Origin of the sequence: Chiayiivirga flava (genome assembly GCF_014202825.1) — a bacterium.
GTDB lineage: Bacteria > Pseudomonadota > Gammaproteobacteria > Xanthomonadales > Xanthomonadaceae > Chiayiivirga > Chiayiivirga flava.
In genome coordinates this window covers 796,905-816,446 of record NZ_JACHHP010000002.1, presented here as the reverse complement: position 1 = coordinate 816,446, position 19,542 = coordinate 796,905, and the positions used below count along the sequence as shown (strand labels likewise).

13 protein-coding genes are annotated in these 19,542 nt (G+C 69.2%); 4 read left to right on the top strand and 9 right to left on the bottom strand.

The annotated features are described in order from the left end of the window. Nucleotide 1 precedes the first annotated feature (1 nt). The 3 genes from HNQ52_RS07910 to HNQ52_RS07900 all read right to left on the bottom strand — a co-directional run bounded on the left by HNQ52_RS07910 (nt 2) and on the right by HNQ52_RS07900 (nt 6,559). A complete protein-coding gene (locus tag HNQ52_RS07910) occupies nt 2-427 on the bottom strand; it encodes a TfoX/Sxy family protein (RefSeq protein ID WP_183960556.1) in 426 nt (141 codons plus the stop codon). Beyond that, nucleotides 424-957 carry a GAF domain-containing protein gene (locus HNQ52_RS07905; protein WP_183960555.1) on the bottom strand — a complete coding sequence of 178 codons (534 nt, stop codon included), beginning with the start codon at nt 955-957 and terminating at the stop codon, nt 424-426. Before HNQ52_RS07905 ends, HNQ52_RS07910 begins: the two co-directional genes overlap by 4 nt. A gap of 169 nt (nt 958-1,126) precedes the next feature. Beyond that, entirely contained in the window at nt 1,127-6,559 is a 5,433-nt protein-coding gene (locus tag HNQ52_RS07900) for a beta strand repeat-containing protein (RefSeq protein ID WP_183960554.1), read from the bottom strand. 192 nt (nt 6,560-6,751) lie between these two features. On the opposite strand from HNQ52_RS07900, the gene HNQ52_RS07895 reads away from it, so the two are divergent. From HNQ52_RS07895 to HNQ52_RS07880, 4 genes are all read left to right on the top strand, one after another. After that, nucleotides 6,752-7,519 (top strand): TMEM175 family protein, encoded by a 768-nt coding sequence (locus HNQ52_RS07895; protein WP_183960553.1) that lies wholly within the window; start codon nt 6,752-6,754, stop codon nt 7,517-7,519. After that, nucleotides 7,516-8,229, top strand: a complete 714-nt coding sequence (gene bioD / locus HNQ52_RS07890; RefSeq protein ID WP_183960552.1) for a dethiobiotin synthase — start codon at nt 7,516-7,518, stop codon at nt 8,227-8,229. The genes HNQ52_RS07895 and bioD overlap by 4 nt, the downstream gene beginning before the upstream one ends. A 123-nt stretch (nt 8,230-8,352) precedes the next feature. Continuing rightward, on the top strand, nt 8,353-9,609 hold the full coding sequence (locus HNQ52_RS07885; protein ID WP_183960551.1) for an efflux RND transporter periplasmic adaptor subunit: 1,257 nt from the start codon (nt 8,353-8,355) through the stop codon (nt 9,607-9,609). Nucleotides 9,610-9,835: 226 nt separating this feature from the next. Continuing rightward, nucleotides 9,836-12,895, top strand: a complete 3,060-nt coding sequence (locus HNQ52_RS07880) for an efflux RND transporter permease subunit (RefSeq protein WP_183960550.1) — start codon at nt 9,836-9,838, stop codon at nt 12,893-12,895. Between the two features lie 449 nt (nt 12,896-13,344). Here HNQ52_RS07880 and HNQ52_RS07875 read toward each other — a convergent pair whose 3' ends face one another. The 6 genes from HNQ52_RS07875 to HNQ52_RS07850 all read right to left on the bottom strand — a co-directional run bounded on the left by HNQ52_RS07875 (nt 13,345) and on the right by HNQ52_RS07850 (nt 19,527). Next, the gene (locus HNQ52_RS07875; RefSeq protein WP_183960738.1) at nt 13,345-13,998 is read right to left on the bottom strand and encodes a dihydrofolate reductase family protein; all 654 of its coding nucleotides are present in this window, start codon (nt 13,996-13,998) and stop codon (nt 13,345-13,347) included. A gap of 124 nt (nt 13,999-14,122) precedes the next feature. After that, nucleotides 14,123-14,521, bottom strand: a complete 399-nt coding sequence (gene vapC, locus HNQ52_RS07870) for a type II toxin-antitoxin system VapC family toxin (protein ID WP_183960549.1) — start codon at nt 14,519-14,521, stop codon at nt 14,123-14,125. Further along, nucleotides 14,518-14,742 carry a type II toxin-antitoxin system VapB family antitoxin gene (locus HNQ52_RS07865; RefSeq protein ID WP_183960737.1) on the bottom strand — a complete coding sequence of 75 codons (225 nt, stop codon included), beginning with the start codon at nt 14,740-14,742 and terminating at the stop codon, nt 14,518-14,520. Before HNQ52_RS07865 ends, vapC begins: the two co-directional genes overlap by 4 nt. Nucleotides 14,743-14,781: 39 nt before the next feature. Then, a complete protein-coding gene (gene gspE, locus HNQ52_RS07860; protein ID WP_183960548.1) occupies nt 14,782-16,263 on the bottom strand; it encodes a type II secretion system ATPase GspE in 1,482 nt (493 codons plus the stop codon). Beyond that, nucleotides 16,256-18,373, bottom strand: a complete 2,118-nt coding sequence (gene gspD / locus HNQ52_RS07855) for a type II secretion system secretin GspD (protein WP_183960547.1) — start codon at nt 18,371-18,373, stop codon at nt 16,256-16,258. Before gspD ends, gspE begins: the two co-directional genes overlap by 8 nt. A 224-nt stretch (nt 18,374-18,597) precedes the next feature. Beyond that, nucleotides 18,598-19,527 carry a type II secretion system protein N gene (locus HNQ52_RS07850; RefSeq protein WP_183960546.1) on the bottom strand — a complete coding sequence of 310 codons (930 nt, stop codon included), beginning with the start codon at nt 19,525-19,527 and terminating at the stop codon, nt 18,598-18,600. Nucleotides 19,528-19,542 lie beyond the last annotated feature (15 nt).

Sequence of the window (19,542 nt, the reverse complement as noted above, 5' to 3'; positions counted from 1 at the left end):
CTCAGCGCTCGTCGTTCGTAGCGCCGCCGCCGTCGTGCTCGCCGCCGCCGGCCGGATCGTCGAAGCCGAAGCTCGATTCCATCGCCGGCGCGCCGTCGCCATCGCCGTCCTGCGGCACGTCGCGGCACTCGGACACGGCCAGCGCCGCAGCGCGGCCGCGCGACGGCGGGATCAGCGCGGTGGCGGCGTCGGCGGCGAGCAGCAGCTCGCTGCGACGCTCCTCCGGCACCTGCTGCCAGTGGCAGCCGAGCAGCGCCCCCTCGAGCGCGTAGAGCAGGTTCAGGCTCGGACGGAACCCGGCGCGCTTGACCTTGATGAAGGCGCCGACCGCACCCAGCGCCACGAGATCGTCCTGCGTGCGCACGCCGACCTGGCGCAGCCACGCGGCCGATTTCGGGCCGACATTCCGCAGCTTGTCCCCACTCATCGCAACGACTCCCGGTTGTTGGCGTGCACGTCGGCGCACTGCGCGTCCACGCCGATGGCATCCAGATAGATGGCGGCGATCGCTTCGAGCCCGGCCTGGTCGTCCGCGTCGAAGCGGTCCGGTTCCGGGCTGTCGAGATCGAACACGCCGACCAGCGTGTCCGCGACGTACAGCGGCACCACGAGCTCCGAGCGCGACGCGGCATCGCAGGCGATGTGGCCGGGGAACGCATGCACGTCCGCCACCCGCTGCGTTTCGCGCGTCACCGCCGCGGTGCCGCACACGCCGCGCCCCAGCGCGATGCGCACGCACGCGGGCTTGCCCTGGAACGGTCCGACCACGAGTTCGCGCCCGTCGAAAAAGTAGAAACCCACCCAGTTGAGCGCCGGCAACGCGTGGTACACGAGCGCGGCCAGATTGGCCGCGTTCGCGATGCGATCGGTCTCGCCGTGCACGAGGCCATGCGCCTGCTCGGCGAGCTGCGCATAGCGCTCGGATTTCGTGCCGGACAGCGTGGAGGTTTCGAACATCGCGCGGACGTGGGCCGAGGGGCACCGGAGCGTGGGCGGAGTCCGAGTGTAACCGGTTTTGCGCGACCGGCCGGACGCGGAGCCGGCCGGCGCTTGCAATGGCCGGCGCCGGAAACGGAACGGCCCGGACAATCCGGGCCGTTCCGTCGTGCGCATGCGCGGACGGCGGTCAGCCCAGGCGACGCCGCCAGCCGATGCCGAGCAGCAGCAACGCCAGTGCGAACAGCACCGGCAGGCTGGTGGCCGGGATCACGGCCGGCTGCAGCGGTGCCGGCGGTTCCACGGTGCCTTCTTCCACCTCGAAGCCGGTCGGGTTGGCGGTGCCGGTTTCGGACGGATCGTCGGTCTGGGCGGTGGCTTCGTTCGTCCCATCCGCATCGGTGTCGTAGTTCACCGTGCCCTGGTTGGCGATGGTGCCGGTGGCGTCGGCGTCGATGCTGGCCACAATGGTGATCGTCACCGAACCGCCTGCAGGGATGCTGCCGTTCCACGTGACGCTGCCGGCGGCGAACGCGGTGCTGCCGGAGGTGGCCGAGGCGCCGACATACGTGAGACCGGCCGGCAGCGGGTCGACGAACTCGTCGCCCGGGTTGTCGGCCTGGGTGCCGGCGCCGGTGTTCTGCAGCACGATCGTGTACGTCACCGTGTCGCCCTGCGCAAACGTCCCGGCCACCGTCTTGGTGGCGCCGACCAGCGCACCTTCGACCACGTCGACCGTGGTGTCGTCGACGGCACTGTCGTTGGCCGGGTTGGTGTCGACGCCGGCCGCTGCGGTCACGGTGGCGGTATTGGTGATCGCCGTGGCGTCCGCCGCATCCTCGTCCACCGTGCAGGTGGCGAGGTACTGGACCGAGGCGCCGGCCGGCAGCGCCAGCGCGGCGTCGGCGATGTTGCCCGTGCCCGACGCGGTGAAGCCGCTGGCGCCGCCGCTGCCGGTGGCGGTGTAGGCGACCGCGGTGCAGGTGGCAGGGAAGGTGTCGGCGACGGCCACGCCGGTGGCGTTGGACGGGCCGGCGTTGCTGGCGACGATGGTGTAGGTGAGCGTGGCGCCGGGCGCGACGCTCGCAACGCCGTCGCTCTTGACGATCGACAGGTCCGCACGCGTGAGCACCGTGGTGCTGTCGGTGGCGCTGTCGTTGCCGGGCACGGGGTCGGTGAACGCGCTGGACACCGTGGCGGTGTTGGCCAGCGTGCCGGTGGCGCCGGCATCGACCGGACAGGTCACGCTGTAGGTCACCGACGCACCCACCGGCAGCGTGACGCCGTTGGCGGCGATGTTGCCGCTGCCCGAGGCGGCAAAACCGCCTGCACCGCCGCTGCCTGTCGCCGTCCACGTGGCACCCGTGCAGGCCGCCGGCAGCGTGTCGGTGATGCTGGCGGCATCGACGTCGGACGGGCCGGCGTTGGCGGCGACGATGGTGTACGTGGTGGACGTGCCTGCGATCACGTCGTCGACACCGTCGCTCTTGGTGATCGACAGGTCCGCCTCGCCCGCGCCGACGACGAAGCCGGTCGGATCGTTCGGCGCGGCCGTGCCCGGGTCGTCGGTCGGCACGCTGGTTTCGTTGCTGCCGTCGGCGTCGCCGTCGAACGAGACCGTGCCCTGGTTGGCGACGGTACCGGTGGCCGAGGCGTCGATGGTCGCGACGATGGTGATCGTCACGCTGCCGCTCGCCGCGATCGCGCCGTTCCACGTCACCGTGTTGGTGCCGACGCTGGCGATGGCGGCGCCGCTGCTTGCCGAGGCCGACACCAGCGTGAGCGAGGGCGGCAGCACGTCGACGAACTCGTCGCCGGGATTGTCGGCCTGCGCACCGCCGCTGTTCTGCAGCACGATGGTGTAGGTGACGTCGGTGCCGGGCGTGAACGCGCCGGCCACCGTCTTGGTCGCCGACACCACCGCCGGTGCCGGGTTCACGGTGTTGCTGTCGGTGTCGCTGTCGTTGCCGGGCAGCGGATCGACGATGCCGGGATCGCCGGTGGCGATCGACGCGACGTTGTCCATCGGACCGGTGGCGAGCGGGTTGATTGCGCACGTGGCCGTGTAGGTCACGCCGCCGCTTGGCGGCAGGTTGACGGTGTCGGCGATGTCGCCGCTGCCGCTTGCGGTGCAGGTGCCGCCACCGCTGCCCGCGCAGCTCCACGTGACGCTGTCGCACTGGCTCGGGAAGGCGTTGGTCACGGCGGCCGTCGGCACCGTGCTGGGACCCCCGTTGAACGCGAAGATGGTGTAGACGGTGCTGTCGCCGGCGGTGACGGCCGTGACGCCGTCGTCGGCCGTGATCGAAAGATTGGCCTGCGGCGTGAGCGTGTCGTCGTCGGTGGCGGCGTTGTTGCCCGGGTTGCTGTCCGTCGTGCCGGCCGGCTCGATGACCGTGGCGGTGTTGGACAGTGTGCCCGTGGCCGCGGCGGAAATCGCGCACGAGGCCGTGTAGTTGGTGCTGCTGCCGGGCGGCAGGTTGACCGTGTCCGCGATGTTGCCGCTGCCTGCCGCCGTGCAGGTGGCGCCACCGGCGCCGACGCAGGTCCAGGTACAGGTGAGCGACGCCGGGAAGGTGTCGACCACCGTCGCGCCGGACGCGTTGCTCGGACCGAGGTTGCTGGCTCCGATCGAGTAGGTGACGCTGCCGCCCGGAATCGCCGTCGGCACGCCGTCGGTCTTGCTGATGGCGAGGTCGACCGTGGGCGTGAGCGTGTCGGTGTCGGTGTCGCTGTTGTTGCCGGGGTTGCCGTCGGTGACGCCGGCCGGCTCGGTCACCGTGGCGGTGTTCGACAGCGTGCCCGTGGCTGCGGCGGAGATCGCGCACACGGCGGTGTACGTGGTGCTGCCGCCCGCGGGCAGGTTCACCGTGTCGCCGATGTTGCCGCTGCCTGCCGCCGTGCAGGTGCCGCCGCCGGCACCGACGCAGGTCCAGGTGCAGGTCTGCGACGCCGGGAAGGTGTCGGCCACCGCCGCGCCCGTGGCGTTGCTCGGACCGGCATTGCTGGCGGTGATGGTGTAGGTGACGCTGCCGCCCGGCACGGCGGTGAGGACGCCGTCGGTCTTAGTGATCGACAGGTCGGCCTGCTGCAGCAGGGTATCGGTGTCGGTGGCGCTGTTGTTGCTACCGTCCGGATCGCCGATCGTCGACGACACCGTGGCGGTGTTGCTCAACAGGCCGCTGGCCGCCGGCGAGACGGCGCAGCTCGCGGTGTAGGTGGTGCTGCCGCCCGCGGGCAGGTTCACGCTGTCGTTGATGTTGCCGCTGCCCGCCGCCGTGCAGGTGCCGCCGCCGGCACCGACGCAGGTCCAGGTGCAGGTGAGCGCCGCCGGGAAGGTGTCGGCCACCGTGGCGCCGGTGACGGGATCGGGTCCGACGTTGCTGGCGGTGATCGTGTAGGTGGTGCTGCCACCGGCCGGCACGCTGCCGACGCCGTCGGTCTTGGTGATCGAGAGATCGGCGGACAGCGCGCGGCAGGCGGTGACCGAGACATCGTCGATGGCGAGGCCGCCGAACTGCACCGTGGTGTCGCTGTCGAGGTGGAAACGCAGTTCGGTGTTGAGTCCGGCGAGGCTGTCGGCGCGCGCGCGCATCAGACCCCAGCCGGCGCTGCCACCGATGTTGTTCTGCGGATTGCCGGTACCGGCGCTGGCGCTGATCGGCGTCGGGCCGAGCCATTCGTACAGGCGCACGGGCGTGGCACCGCCGACCTGCTGGGCGTCGACGAACATGTGGTCGAAGTTCGCGGCTTCGACCTGGTGACGCTGTGCCCACGTGATCACCACCGGCGCGGACAATCCGGCCAGATTGATGTTCGGCGAGAGCAGATCCTGGTTGCTGCTGGCGTTGTAGGTGTTGTCCAGATCGGTCTTCCAGCAGTTCACGCCGCTGTGGCAGGTGTTGAACGCCGCGATCGGATTGGCCGTGGTGGTGGCGACCGTGGCGGGCAGACCGAGCTCCCATTCGTCCTGCGTGCCGGCGTGGGTGAAGCCCGCGTCACCGGATTCGAAGTCGGTGCTGTAGACGGTTGTCGGCGCGAAACCCGGCGCGCAGGTCGGCGGCGGCGGCATTTCGCAGATGTGCAGGCTCCAGGACGTGAGCGTGCCGCCGTTGGCGCCGGCGGTGTCGTCGTAGATGTCCAGCGTCCACGTGCCGCCTGCGTTTTCGCCGTCGAACCAGTCGAGGCGGTAGGCGCCCGATGTCGAGGCCGTGCCGGCGGTCGAGTTGTTTTCCGGTTTGAGCCGCATGTTGCGCAGGGCGGTGAACGCGGGCGGGATCGCGGCTTCGTCGTCGAAGGTGACGTCCATCTGCTGCTGCCCGCCGGTGGCGGCCGCACCGATGTCGCTGAACAGGCCGTTGTTGTTGCCGGCCGGCGAACGCAGGTGCACGTCCATGTCCTGCATCAGGGCATGGTTGAGCTCGATCGAGACATCGAGATCGGCGATGCGCGGATTGCCCGGCACGGTGATCGTGGAGCTGACGAGACCGGTGCCCGGCCCGATCGTCTGCGGCACGTTGGTGCTGGTGTAGGTGGTGCAGTTGACGCCTTCGTCGACGTTCGGGAAGACCGAGACGTTCAGGTGGTAGGTGGCCGTGGGGCCGCCGACCGCCCCGGACGCCGAGTCGACGAAGGCGAAGTAGGTACCGGCGGTCTTGACCGTGAAGAACATCGCCTCGGAGGGGCGATTGGGATTGGGCGCGACATCGCCGGTGCCGGCATCGTCGGTTGCGAGGATCTGGTTGCCGGCATCGCCGAACAATGCAAACCCGAGCCGTCCGTTCCAGGTGACCAGATCGTCTTCGGGGTCCAGATCGAGCGACAGGAACACCGTATCGCCCGCATTGAGGTTCAGGCTGTACCAGTCCTGCTCGGTGGCGGCCGCGGGGCTGCGCGCGCCGCTCACCCAGCCGCCGGCCGGCAACGGGTTGGCGGTTGCGGGCGTGTCGTTGGCTTCCACCTCGGGCGTCGGGGTGCCGCTCTGCAGGCGGAAATACAGTTCGTAGCGGCGCTGGCTCGTGGTGCCTGCGGTGAAGTCGTTCACGCGAAGGAAGTAGGTCCCGGTGGCCGGAATCACGGTGCCGGCGATGCTCGACGACAGGCTCGCATAGGTGCCGTTGTCGTCGTCGAATTCGAGCACGGTGGTGCCGTCGCTATCGAGCAGGGTCAACTGGCTGTCGGTGCTGCTGCCGGCCGAACCGCTGGTCATCGTGGCGGCATAGACGCGATCGCCCGCCGTGGCGGTGAACGAATACACGTCGACATCGCCGTTCGGGTAGAGACTGGCGCGGACCACCGTCTGGGGAACGGCGAGCGGCGAGGCCGCCGCGGCGCTGCCGTTCGGTTCGATCTCGCCCGCGTAGCCGAGGCCCTTGGCAACGCCGGCCGCGGGATCGAGCGCATAGGTCAGCCCCTTGACCGGCGACACCGGTGCAGCGGCTCGTTCCGGCACCAGGCCCTTGCGCACATCCGGTTCGACGCGGAACTCGGCAAATTGCGGCGTGACCGCCGCCATCGCCCTGGCGGGCGCCTGCGCGGACGGCGCCGCAAGGGCCGCGCCGAAGGAAAGAAGCGAGCACAGCGCAACGCACGCGCCATGCACGGATGCGGTCGACAGTTTCATGCAGGACCCCCGAAAGTCCGCGACGCCGATCGATGCCCCCATCGATGCGTGGCTGCCGCGGTTGCAATAGCGTATGCCTGTCTTGCAGCGGCGTCGAGCGGGGGGACGATCGGGTAGATTGCAGGCCGCCGTGTGCGGCAGGCCGGGGCCCGGCTGCCGCGGTCGGACGCCCTTGTTAAGCTCGATCCACCGATGGACGACCTCGCCTCCCGCCCCGCCTTCCGCCTCCGCGGCGCGCAGATCACGCGCCTTGAAACCTTCGTCGACGCCGCGTTCGCCTTCGCGGCGACGATGCTGGTGATCGCGTTCGATGCGCTGCCGCAGACCTTCGCCGAACTCTACGACGCACTGCGGCGCGTGCCGACGTTTGTGCTCTGCTTCGCGCTGCTGATGCTGTTCTGGCTCGCGCACAACCGCTGGAGCCGGCGCTTCGGGCTGGAGGACACGTGGTCCACCCTGCTCAGTCTCGCACTGGTGCTGATCGTGATGATCTACATGTATCCGCTGCGCATGATCATCTCCGGCGCGCTGCATCTGTTCAGCGGCGGCTGGGTGCCGGAAGAACTCGCGTTCACCCCGGGCGGCGAAGCCATCGAACTGCAACTCGCGTTCATGGTCTACAGCGTCGGCTTCGGCCTGCTTGCGTTGCTGGTGGTGCTGCTCAACCGGCATGCCTTGCGGCACGCCGAAACGCTGGCGCTGTCGCCGTACGAACGTGCGGAAACCCGCACCGAAATCGGCGTGCACGGCATCATGGCCGCGTCGGCGGTGCTGAGCGTGGCGGTCAGCGCAGGGTTCCTGCTAGGCACCTCGGGCGGCGACCGCATGCAGTGGTACCACGCGCTGCCGATGTGGGTGTATTGCCTGCTCTCGATCGCGATCCCGGTCTACGCGGTGCGGCGCGATCGTTTGAAGCATGGCCTGTCTGCCGCCGATGCCCGGCCGGCCCCGGAGCCATGAGCCACGCCTTCTTCGTCACCGGCACCGACACCGGCATCGGCAAGACCGTTGCCAGCGTCGCACTGCTGCATGCGCTGCGCGCGCGCGGCCAACGCGCCGTCGGCATGAAACCCGTTGCGAGCGGCTGCGATGCCACGCCCGAGGGCCTGCGCAACGACGATGCCCTCGCGCTGCAGGCCGCGAGCGATCCACCGCCGATGTACGCCGACGTGAACCCGTTCGCGTTCGCCGACCCCACCACGCCCGAACTTGCCGCCGCGCTCGACGGCGGCCGCGTCGCGCTGGCGCCGCTGCAGGCCGCGTTCACGCGTCTGCGGGGGCAGGCCGATGCGGTGGTGGTCGAGGGCGCCGGCGGCTGGCTGGCGCCGTGGGGGCCGGGGCTGCTGCAGTCCGATTTCGTGCGCGCACTCGATCTGCCGGTGATCCTCGTCGTGGGTCTGCGCCTGGGAGGAATCAGCCATGCCTGGCTCACCGCCCGCGCGATCCGTGCCGACGGTCTGCGGCTTGCCGGGTGGATCGGCAACGCGATCGACCCGCACTGGCGCCACCCCGACGCGAACCGCGCGATCCTCGCCCGCGGTCTGGAAGCGCCCTGCCTGGGCGTGCTGCCGCACGGCAGCGATACCGGTGCCGCGGCCGGAGCGCACGCGCTGCGGCTCGATGCCCTGCTGACAGCGCCGCCCGCGCCGCAACGCGATTGTGTGACCTGACTTCAGGCATGGGGGCCGCGGACATGGCACGCTGGTAGACTGCGCCACCCCCGAACCACGCCGCCGGATGTCGAACGACGCCCCGTCCGTTCGTCGTGCGCACGTCATGCCAAGGATGTTTCCATGCGCCGGATTCCCCCGCTCCTGATTCTTGCCGCGGCCGCGGCATTCGTGCTGGCCGCCTGCGGTGGCGGCGACGACGGCGCCGCGCCTCCCGGCGCTGCGCCGGGCGGTGCGCCCGGCGGCGAAGGTGACGGCGCGGGCGGAGCGCCCGCCATGCAGCTGCCGGTGGAAGCGGTGGCGGTCAAGCGCGAGCCGCTCGAAGCCGCGGTGCAGACCGTCGGCACCACGCGCGCCGACGAATCGGTGGTGATCCGGCCCGAGGTCGCCGGCCGCATCGTGCGCCTGCCGTTCACCGAGGGCGACCGGGTGAAGAAGGGCGACGAACTGTTCGCGCTCGACGATTCGGTGCCGCGTGCCGCACTCAGCGAGGCCAGCGCGACGCGCGTCAACGCACAGCGCGCGGACACCCGCGCGAGCGAACTGGGCCAGCGTCGCCTCATCTCGCAATCGGAAATCGACACGCTGCGCTCGCAGCTGGGCGTCGCCGATGCGCGTGTGGCGTCGGCCCGCGCCACGCTCGGCAAGTACACGCTGCGCGCGCCGTTCGATGGCGTGATCGGTCTGCGCGAGGTCAGCGTCGGCGAATACGTCAGCCCCGGCCAGGCGCTGGTGACGCTGGTGCGGCTGGATCCGATGGAAGTCGACTTCAGTCTGCCCGAAGCCGAACTGTCGCGCATCGCGCAGGGCCAGCCGGTGACGCTGCAGGTCGACGCCTACCCGGGCGAGACTTTCCGCGGCGAAGTGGCCGCGGTCGATCCGGTGATCGACATCAACAGCCGCAGCGCGAAGGTGCGCGCGCGCATCGACAACACCGATTACAAGCTGCGCCCCGGCCTGTTCGCGCGCGTTTCGCTCGGCACCGGCGCGCAGGGCCAGACCGGCCTGCTGATCCCCGAGCAGGCGCTGATGCAGCAGGGCGAGGAGCGCTTCGTCTACACCGTGGTCGACGGCAAGGCCAAGCGCACGGTCATCCAGACCGGCCTGCGTCTGCCGGGCCGGCTGCAGGTGGTGTCGGGCCTGAACGAAGGCGACATGGTCATCACCGCCGGGCAGGCCAAGCCGATGATGTTCGACGGCGCCGGCGTCATGGTGATGCCGGCGGCGGGCGCGGCCCCGGCGCAGGGTGGCGCACCGGCACCGGCGGCGACGCCGACCGGAAACGGCGCGGCCGAACCCGCGAATCCAACGCCGCCTGCCGCCCCACCCGCGCCGGAACCCGAGACAACGGGCGACGACGCCGACACACCCGAAGCCTGACACCCGCACCCGTCGTCCCGGCGAAAGCCGGGACCCGGTGACGTTGCATCGCTCCATCTCGGCGACACGCAAGACCAGCACCGAGCAACGTCACTGGGTCCCGGCTTTCGCCGGGACGACGGAGAAATGATTCCGAGACGCGCCGACGGTCGACACGCCCCCCGCCACACCGTCGGCACCGCCACTTCCCGCAGCGACGCACCCTCGCTGCCGATCGGACACCACCATGGTTCTTTCCGACATCTCCATCCGCCGCCCGGTCTTCGCCACGGTCATCAACCTGGTGATCCTGCTGCTGGGCGTCATCTCGTACCAGCGCCTCGCGGTGCGCCTGATCCCGAACGTCGACGTGCCGGTGGTGACGGTCAACACCAACTATCCCGGCGCCAACGCGCAGGTGATCGAATCGCAGATCACGCAGCCGATCGAGGACGCGCTGTCGGGCGTGGAAGGCATCGACTTCATCTCGTCGGTGAGCCGCGAGCAGTCGAGCCAGGTCACGATCCGCTTCCGCCTCGACCGCGACGCCGACGCCGCCGCCTCCGACGTGCGCGACCGCGTCGGCCAGGCCCGCCAGTTCCTGCCCGACGAAGCCGACGAGCCGATCGTGCAGAAGCAGGAAGCCGACGCGCAGCCGATCATCTACCTCGCCTTCTCGTCCGACCGCCACAGCACCGTCGAGATCGCCGACATCGCCGAGACGCTGGTCAAGGACCGCGTGCAGACGATCCCGGGCGTGGCGCAGGCGCAGGTGTTCGCGACCACGTTCGCGATGCGCGTGTGGCTGCAGCCGCAGCGCCTCGCCGGCTTCGGTCTGACGACCACCGACGTCGAGAACGCGCTGCGCGCGCAGAACGTCGAGATCCCGGCCGGGCGCGTGGAAAGCAGCAACCGCGAATTCACCGTGCTGTCGGAAACCGATCTGCGCACGCCCGAGGAATTCGGCGCGGTGATCCTCGGCAACGTCAACGGCTACCTCGTGCGTCTGCGCGACGTGGCACGCGTGGAGCTCGGCGCCGGCGAGGACCGCTTCCGCGCCCGCTACAACGGCCGCACCGCGGTACCGCTGGGCATCGTCAAGCAGGCCGTGGCGAACCCGCTGGAGATTTCCGAAGGTCTCAAGACCATGCTGCCGGAAATCACCCGCACGCTGCCCGAGGGCATGAAGGTCGAGATTGCCTACGACTCGACCATCTTCATCGCCAAATCCATCGACGAGGTCTACGCCACCATCGCCGAAGCGGTGGTGCTCGTGGTACTGGTGATCTTCCTGTTCCTGCGCAACTGGCGCGCCACGCTGATCCCGCTGGTGACGATTCCCGTGTCGCTGGTCGGCGCGTTTGCGCTGATGTACCTGATGGGTTTCTCGATCAACACGCTGACGCTGCTTGCGATGGTGCTGGCGATCGGCCTGGTGGTCGACGACGCGATCGTGATGCTGGAGAACATCTTCCGCCACGTGGAAGAAGGCATGGCGCCGTTCGAGGCCGCGCTCAAGGGCTCGCGCGAGATCGGATTTGCGATCGTCGCGATGACGCTGACGCTGGCCGCGGTGTACGTGCCGCTGGCGTTCTCCACCGGCCGCACCGGCAAGCTCTTCATCGAGTTCGCGCTCACGCTCGCCGGTGCCGTGCTCGTGTCCGGCTTCACCGCGCTGACGCTGTCGCCGATGATGTCGTCCAAGCTGCTCAAGCACGAGGAAAGCCACGGGCGCATCTACCAGTTCGGCGAGCGCGCGCTGGTCGCGCTCGACAACGGCTACCGCCGGCTGGTGCGGCTGGCGCTGAAGCTGCGCTGGTTCGTGGTGGCCGGCGGTCTCGCGCTGCTCGCCGGCGCCTGGCTGCTGCTCGGCAGCCTGCCGAACGAACTGGCGCCGCAGGAGGACCAGGGTCTGGTCATCGGCTTCGGCGTCGCGCCGGAAGGCTCGACGGTCGACTACACCGACCACTACGCGAAGATGATGGAAGGCGCCTTCGCAAAGCTGCCCGACGCGGACCGCTATTTCGTCCTGGTCGGTTTCCCGGCGGTGACCAACATGATCGCGTTCGTGGGCCTCAAGGACTGGGACGAGCGCGAGGTCGGCGCGGCCGACATCCAGGGCCAGCTGTTCCCGCAGTTCATGGGCATCCCCGGCATCCTCGCGTTCCCGGTGCTGCCGCCGCCGCTCGGACAGGACGGCTTCGGCCAGCCGCTGAGTTTCGTGATCCAGAGCACCGGCACCTGGGAAGACCTCAACCAGATCGTCGGCCAGGTGATGCAGCGCATGGTGCAGAACCCGGGGCTCTCGAACCCGGACAGCGACCTGAAGCTCGACAAGCCCGAGCTGAAGATCGACGTCGACCGCGAGAAGGTGGCAGCGGTGGGCAGCAGCGTCTCGGTCGTCGGCCGCACGCTCGAAACCCTGCTCGGCGGACGCCAGGTGACGCGCTTCAAGCGCGGCTCGGAGCAGTACGACGTGCTGGTGCAGGTGGAGGATGCCGACCGCCGCACGCCGGGCGACCTGTCCAACATCTTCGTGCGCGGTGGCGACGGGCAGATGGTGCAACTGTCGAACCTCGTCACGGTCAACGAATCGCTCGCGGCCAAGGAGCTCAACCACTTCAACAAGCTGCGCTCGGCCACGATCTCGGCCGGCCTCGCGCCCGGCTACTCGATGGGCGAGGCGCTGGACTGGATGGAGTCCACGCTCAAGGAGGTGGCGCCGAACGCGCAGTACGATCTGTCCGGACAAAGTCGCGAATTCCGCGAATCGTCGAGCGACTTCGCGCTGATCTTCCTGCTGGCGATCGCCTTCATCTACCTCGTGCTCGCGGCGCAGTTCGAGAGCTTCATCGATCCGTTGGTGATCCTGTTCGCCGTGCCGCTGGCCGCGTTCGGCGCGTTCCTTGCGCTGAAACTGAGCGGGCACGGCAGCTGGAACATCTACAGCCAGATCGGCATCGTCACGCTCGTGGGACTGATCGCCAAGCACGGCATCCTGATCGTGGAGTTCGCGAACCAGCTGCAGGAACAGGGCCGCTCCAAGTTCGACGCCGTGGTCGATGCCGCCGCTCTGCGCCTGCGTCCGATCCTGATGACCACCGGCGCGATGGTGCTCGGCTCGCTGCCGCTGGCGATCGCCACCGGCGCCGGTGCGGAAGCGCGCAACCAAATCGGCTGGGTGATCGTCGGCGGCATGGGCATCGGCACCTTCTTCACGCTGTTCGTGGTGCCGGTGGTGTACCTGCTGCTCGCCAAGACGCATGTGGCCGTGGATGCGCAGACCGGTCGCGCGATCGCGCATTGACGGACGCGCCGCTTCGAAAGAGGCGCCGCTTCGCAACCGGGCGACGCGGCGTTTCTGTTCGAGACCGGCGTCTATCCAGCGGCGAAGCCGCCCCTGTCGTCATTCCCGTGCAGGCACACGGCTGTCCGGGCAACGCACGCACTCCCCACCGTCGTCCCGGCGAAAGCCGGGACCCAGCGACGTTGCTCGGGCCGCTTGAAATGCGTTGATCACCCAGAAACGTCACTGGGTCCCGGCTTTCGCCGGGACGACGGGTCTGGACGTTGTTGTCGGGCCTGTCGACAGGGCGGCCGTTGACACGAGAGCAGCGGGCGCCTGGCGTGCAGCGGAGCGCGCTGAATCGTCCGGACAGCGGTGCGCCCGCGCGGGAACGACGGCAGGAGAGGTTTCGCGATTCCTCGTTTTGCGTCTGCGCTTGCGATGCGTACAAGCGCGCCGCCGGACCGCAATCAGTCCGTCCCCGTCCGCACCAGCACGCTGTGCAACGCCTCCGGCGACGCCACATGCTCGACGCAGCGAAACCCCGCGGCCACCAGATCGATCCCCGCGAACAGGGCCTCGCCCTGCCCCAGCACCACCGGCGAGGTCACCAGATGCATCTCGTCGATCATCCCGCGCTGCAGATACGCCCGCACCGTCTGCACGCCGCCGCCGATGCGCACGTCGCGCTCGCCCGCCGCTTCGCGCGCCCGCTGCATCGCCTCGTCAGGCCCGCCGGTGACGAAGTGGAACGTGGTGCCACCCTCCATTTCGAGTGGCGTCCGCGGGTGGTGCGTCAGCACGAACACCGGCACGTGGTACGGCGGCTCCTCGCCCCACCATCCGCGCCACGACGCGTCTGGCCACGGTCCGCGCACCGGACCGAACATGTTGCGGCCCATGATCCACGCACCGACGTTTTTGAAGCTGCGCCGCGTGAACGCGTCGTCGACGCCGGTGCTGCCGCCCTCGCCGCCCGTCATCGCCTGGAAGGTGCGCGTGCCGAGAATCCACTTGTGCAGACCGTCCGCACCGACGCCAAGCGGATGCGTCTGACTCTGGTCCGGCCCCGCCCCGTAGCCGTCGAGCGACAGCGAAAATGCCGCAACCTTGACCTTGCCCATGATCGTCTCCATGCCGGATGTGGATGATCGACGATTCGACGGCAGCATTCTCGACGGCATGCCTGCAATGCGTCGTGCCCTGAATTCCCTGCGTCGACCCCATCGTCAGGGATGTCGGACCTGACTACCCGCAGTGGACCACACGCAGCCCCAGATACGTCGCGAAGGCATCGAAGTCCCGATCGGCGTGCAGCAGCTCGAGGTCGCTGACGATGCATCGTGTCGCGATCAACGTATCGATCGTCTTGCGCACGGTCACGCCACGTGCGCGCAGCGTGCGGAAGTTGCTTGCTGCCTGGATCATCACATCGGGTCCTCCGATGACGACAAGATCGAGATGCGACAGCATGCGCCGGGCGGTGCGGAACACCTCGTCCGACGTGAAGCCCTGCAGCACTTCCGTCAGGATGAGGTCGCCGATCGCCACAAGATCGGTGAGGAGCAGCTCGTTGAGCCTGTCGGTCTGTGGCGTCGCGTTTCCGCGAAAGAAGTCGACCCAGACGCTCGAGTCGACGAGGATCACTCGTCGACCGGCGGCTCGTCGACCGGCGGCTCGTCGCAACGCATCGCGTCGAGGTCACCCGTCCAGGGCAATCGACCGAACATCTCGCGCAACTGGGCCTGGCGGCGAAAGCGCAGCAACAGGTGCAACCCTGCTTCCACGGCTTCGCGCTTGGTGCGGATGCCCGTGACGCGCAGCGTATCGGCCATCAGCTTGTCGTCGATTTCGATGTTGGTGCGCACCAATGTGTACCGATAGTCGATTCGGTACACATCGTAACATCATTCGTCGCGCGTCACGCGCAGCACTTCGTCGGCCGAGGTGACGCCGGCGAGCACCATGCGCCAGCCGTCTTCAAGGATCGACGGGGTCTTGGTGCGGGCATGTTTTGCGAGGTCGAGTTCGCTGGCGCCGTCGTGGATGAGGCGACGCATGGTGTCGTCGACGATGACGAGTTCGTAGACGCCGGTGCGACCCTTGTAGCCGGCGTTGCGGCCGGACGCACTCGAGTCCGGGCGGTAAAAGACCAGCGACGGATCGAAGGGTTTGCCGAACGCGGCGCATTCGGCCGGCGTCGGCGTGTAGGCCTCGCGCGTGGCGGGGTCGAGCACGCGCACGAGGCGTTGCGCGATCACGCCGAGCAACGACGACGAGAGCAGGAAGGGTTCGATGCCCATGTCGCGCAGGCGCGTCATCGCGCCGACCGCGCTGTTGGTATGCAGCGTCGAGAGCACGAGGTGGCCGGTGAGCGAGGCCTGCACGGCGATCTCGGCGGTTTCGAGGTCGCGGATTTCGCCGACCATCACGACGTCCGGATCCTGGCGCAGGATCGCGCGCAGGCCGCGGGCGAAGGTCATGTCGACTTTCGTGTTGACCTGGGTCTGGCCGATGCCGTCGAGGTAGTACTCGATCGGGTCTTCCACCGTGAGGATGTTGCGCGTGGCGTCGTTGAGGCGCGTGAGTGCGGCGTACAGCGTCGTGGTCTTGCCGGAGCCGGTGGGGCCGGTGACGAGCAGGATGCCGTGCGGGCGGTGGATGATCGCGTCGATGCGTTCGAGCGTCGCCGGTTCCATGCCCAGCTGCGGCAGGTCGAGGCGCCCGGCCTGCTTGTCGAGCAGGCGCAGCACCACGCGTTCGCCGTGGCCGGCGGGAATCGTGCTGACACGCACGTCGACCGGGCGACCGGCGATGCGCAGGCCGATGCGGCCGTCCTGCGGCAGGCGGCGCTCGGCGATGTCGAGCTTCGCCATCACCTTGATGCGGCTCACCACCGGCTGCGCGACGGCCTTCTGCGGCGCCAGCACTTCGCGCAACTGGCCGTCGACGCGGAAGCGCACCACGAGGCGGTTCTCGAACGGTTCGATGTGGATGTCGGACGCGTTGTCCTTGATCGCCTCGGTGAGGATGGCGTTGATCAGGCGGATGATCGGTGCGTCGTCGTCGCTTTCGAGCAGGTCTTCGGGTTCGGGCAGCGCGTCGGCGATCTGGTTGAGGTCCAAGGTGTCGTCGAAGTCGGCCACCATCGCGCGGGCGTCGTCGCTGCCGCCTTCGTAGAGCTCGCGCAGCAGGCGGTCGAACGCGGGCGGCTCCAGCGTTTCGAGCGTGAGCGGGCGGCCGGCGTGGCGGCGCAGTTCGGCGATGATCTCGGGCTTCACACCCGGGCGATGCGCGACACGCGCGCCGTGCTCGTCGAACGCGACGATGGTGGCGCCGTTGCGCCGCGCAAATCCGAAGCTCGGACGCGTGGCGCGGGCTTCAGTCACGCTCGGCGCCCGTTTCAAAGCCGCCCTGCTGCGGCGGAATCGGCGGCGGGTTGGACATCAGGTCGTTGCGGCCTTCGATCGCGCGTGGCTGCGACGGGATCGATGCGGGCGGCAGCGGCGGCAGCACGTTGCCGTTGTATTTTAGCTCGCGGTTCTCGCGCATGCGCAGCTGCTCGGTGCGCAGGAAGTTGTACTTCTCGCCGGACACCGCGGCTTCCGTCGCCGCATCGCGCAGGATGATGGGTCGCAGGAACACCATCAGGTTGCGGCGTGTCTTGCTCGAGTCGCGCGACTTGAACAGGTTGCCGATCAGCGGAATGCGCGAGAGATACGGCACGCCCTGGATGTTTTCGCGTGTGTTGTCTTCCGACAGGCCGCCAAGGATCAGCAGGCCACCATCCGCCACCATGACACTCGTGGTGAGCTCGCGCTTGTTGGTGATGAGATCGACGGCGCCGTCGACCGAGTTGGCGATGGACGACACTTCCTGCTTCACTTCCAGCCGCACGCTGTCGCCGGAGTTGATGTGCGGCGTGACGGTGAGGATCAGGCCGACGTCCTTGCGCTCCACCGTCTGGAACGGGTTGTTGGGCGTATTGCCGCCGCCGCTGGACGTGTTGGTGTAGGAGCCTGTCAGGAACGGAACTTCCTGCACCACCTTGAACTCGGCTTCGTGATTGTCGAGCGTGACCACCGACGGGTTCGACATGATGTTGGCGCGGCCGTCGCCGCGCAGCGCTTTCACAAGCGCGCCGATCTGCAGCACCTGATTGCCGCCCAGATCGATGGTGCCGCCGACGTAACCGAGATTGAGGCCACTGCTCTGGCGGAGCGTACCCGCCGGGTCGGCCATCGCCGCGATGATGCCGCCGATGCCGTTGCGCGGGAAATTCGTGCCGCCGATGATGCCGGTGTCGTCGCCACCGTCGTAACTCGAACTTTGCCACTGCACGCCGATCTCGTCGGCCAGTTCGTCGGTGACTTCCGCGATGATCGCCTCCACCAGCACCTGCGCGCGGCGCACGTCGAGCTGGCGCACCACCGACTGGATCTCGCGGAACACAGCGGGCGATGCCGTGACGATCAGCGAATTGGTTTCCGCATGCGCCTGGATGGTGGCCGACTTCGCATCGCCGCCACCCTCCGCCGCTGCCGCCGGCTGCGTGCGCGTGAGCGAGGCGGTAACGCCGTCGAGGATCGGCACAAGGTCGTCGGCCTTGGCGTACTGCAGGTAGATCACCTGGGTGTTTTCGCCGCCGTCGAGCGGCGTGTCCAGGTGCGCCACCAGCGAACGCAGGCGCAGGCGCTGCGAGCGGTCGCCCGAGAGCAGGATGGAGTTGGTGCGTTCGTCGGCGATGAGCTTGGTGCCCGCGCCCTGCGCGCCGGCACCTTCGAGCGTGGTGAGCGTGCGCGCCACTTCGGCGGCGCTCGCGTGGCGCAGCGCGATCACCTCCACCGCCGAATCGGACTGCGTGTCGATGCGGCGGATCAGCGCCATCAGGCGCTCCACGTTGCCGGCGCGGTCGGTGATGAGCACCGAATTGCTGCCCGGGTGCGCGGCGAACGTGGCCTGCTGCGGCGCGAGCGGGCGCAGCAGCTTCACCACGTCGTCGGCGGAGATGTGCTGGATCGGCACCAGCCGCGTGACCAGCGCATCGGCGCCGCCGCCGCCGTTGCCGACGCTGCCGTCCTGCGCGGCGAGTGCGTCCGGCACGATCTTGACCATGTCGCCCGAGGCCACCGCCGCAAAGCCGTGCACGCGCAGCACCGAGAGGAAGGTTTCGTAGATTTCCGCCGCCGTCTGCGGCCGCGCCGAGATCACGGTGACGCGGCCCTCGACGCGCGGATCGACGATGAAGCTCTTGCCGGTGATCTCGCTCACGGTCTGGATCAGCACGCCCATGTCGGCGGCCTTCAGATTCAGCGTGTGGCGGCCGTCGCCGGTGGTGGTTGCGGCGGCGGTTCCGGTGCCCGTTCCGTCGGCGGGCGTCGCCGGCTGCGGCGCCGCCTGCGGCAGTTTCGGCACGTTCACCACGGGCGGGGTCTGGGCAAACAGCGGAAGCGCCACGAGCAGTGCCACGGCGGCGGACAGGCGGGTCGATCGGAGCATGGACGGTGTCTCGTGGTGGCGCGTTGAGTGGAACGTGGGCGAAGCGGGAGTGCGGCGTGTCTTGGTCTCGGGAAGGCGCAGATTGCATCGGGTGGAACGCGATCGCCGCGATGTCGCATCGGCAACGCGGTGAAGCAGTACAGCGCGATGTGCCGAAGGTGCGTCGGCCGATGCCGTCGACGGCGATGCGCCGCGCCGGCATGCAGCGCGTCCCCTGCCCCCCGTCACAGCCCGATCGTCAGCTGGATCTCCTTGCCGTCGCGCCGCACCGTTACCTGCGCGCTGCGCGCATTCTGCAGGTTGGAAAGCAGCTGCGCGCCGCGTTCGGGGCCGTCGAGCGGAATGCCGTTGACCGCCGTCACCACATCGGTGGGCAACAGGCCGGCGCGGCTGAGCAGCTCGGCGTTGCGGCCCGCCGCCAGGCGCACGCCGGCCATGCGGCCGTTTTCGAGCACCGGCATGATCTGGACGTCTTTGGCGAGCTCGGCGGCGTCGACGCCGGTGGCGGTGCGGATCGATTCCAGACTCGGCGCGCCGACCGCGATGGTCGGGTTGATGAAGGGCACCGCCGGTGCCGCGGCACCGGGCAGCGCCGTGCGACGCCCGCCCGACGCGTTCGACCCGGCGCCGCGCGTCTGTGCGCCCGGCGCAGTGCGCGTCTGCGCGGCGGACTCGCCCGGCAGGCTCAGCGATTCGTTCGTGCCGTTGCGGCTCAGCAGCACGCGCCCGGCGTAGATGCCGTCGAGCCGCGCGCCGCCGGGCAGCGTGTCGCCGACACGATAGGCCTGATCGGGATTGGTGCCTTCGGCGATGATCGCGATGCCGCCCTCGGGCGCGTTCTCGTTCAGCGTGCCGCGCAGCAACAGGTTCAGCGCCGTCGCCGGCGCCTCGCGCGCCAGCGCCGCGAGATCGACCGTGCCCTGCGTGCTGCCGAACAGATGCCACGCCGCCACCGACTGCGCCGGCTGCGCACTGCCGGCGGACGGTGCATCGAGCGGAATCGGCGCCACGGCGGGCAAGGTCGGCCCGGCCACGAAAAGCCACGCGAGCTTCACCAGCGCAAACGCGCACCCGGCAAACGCAAGCGCAAGCGCCGCGCGCGCCAGCAGGGCGGAGCGGCGACCGAAGGCATCGGAGGCGAGCGCGTCGAACATTCGGAAAGGTCGGAC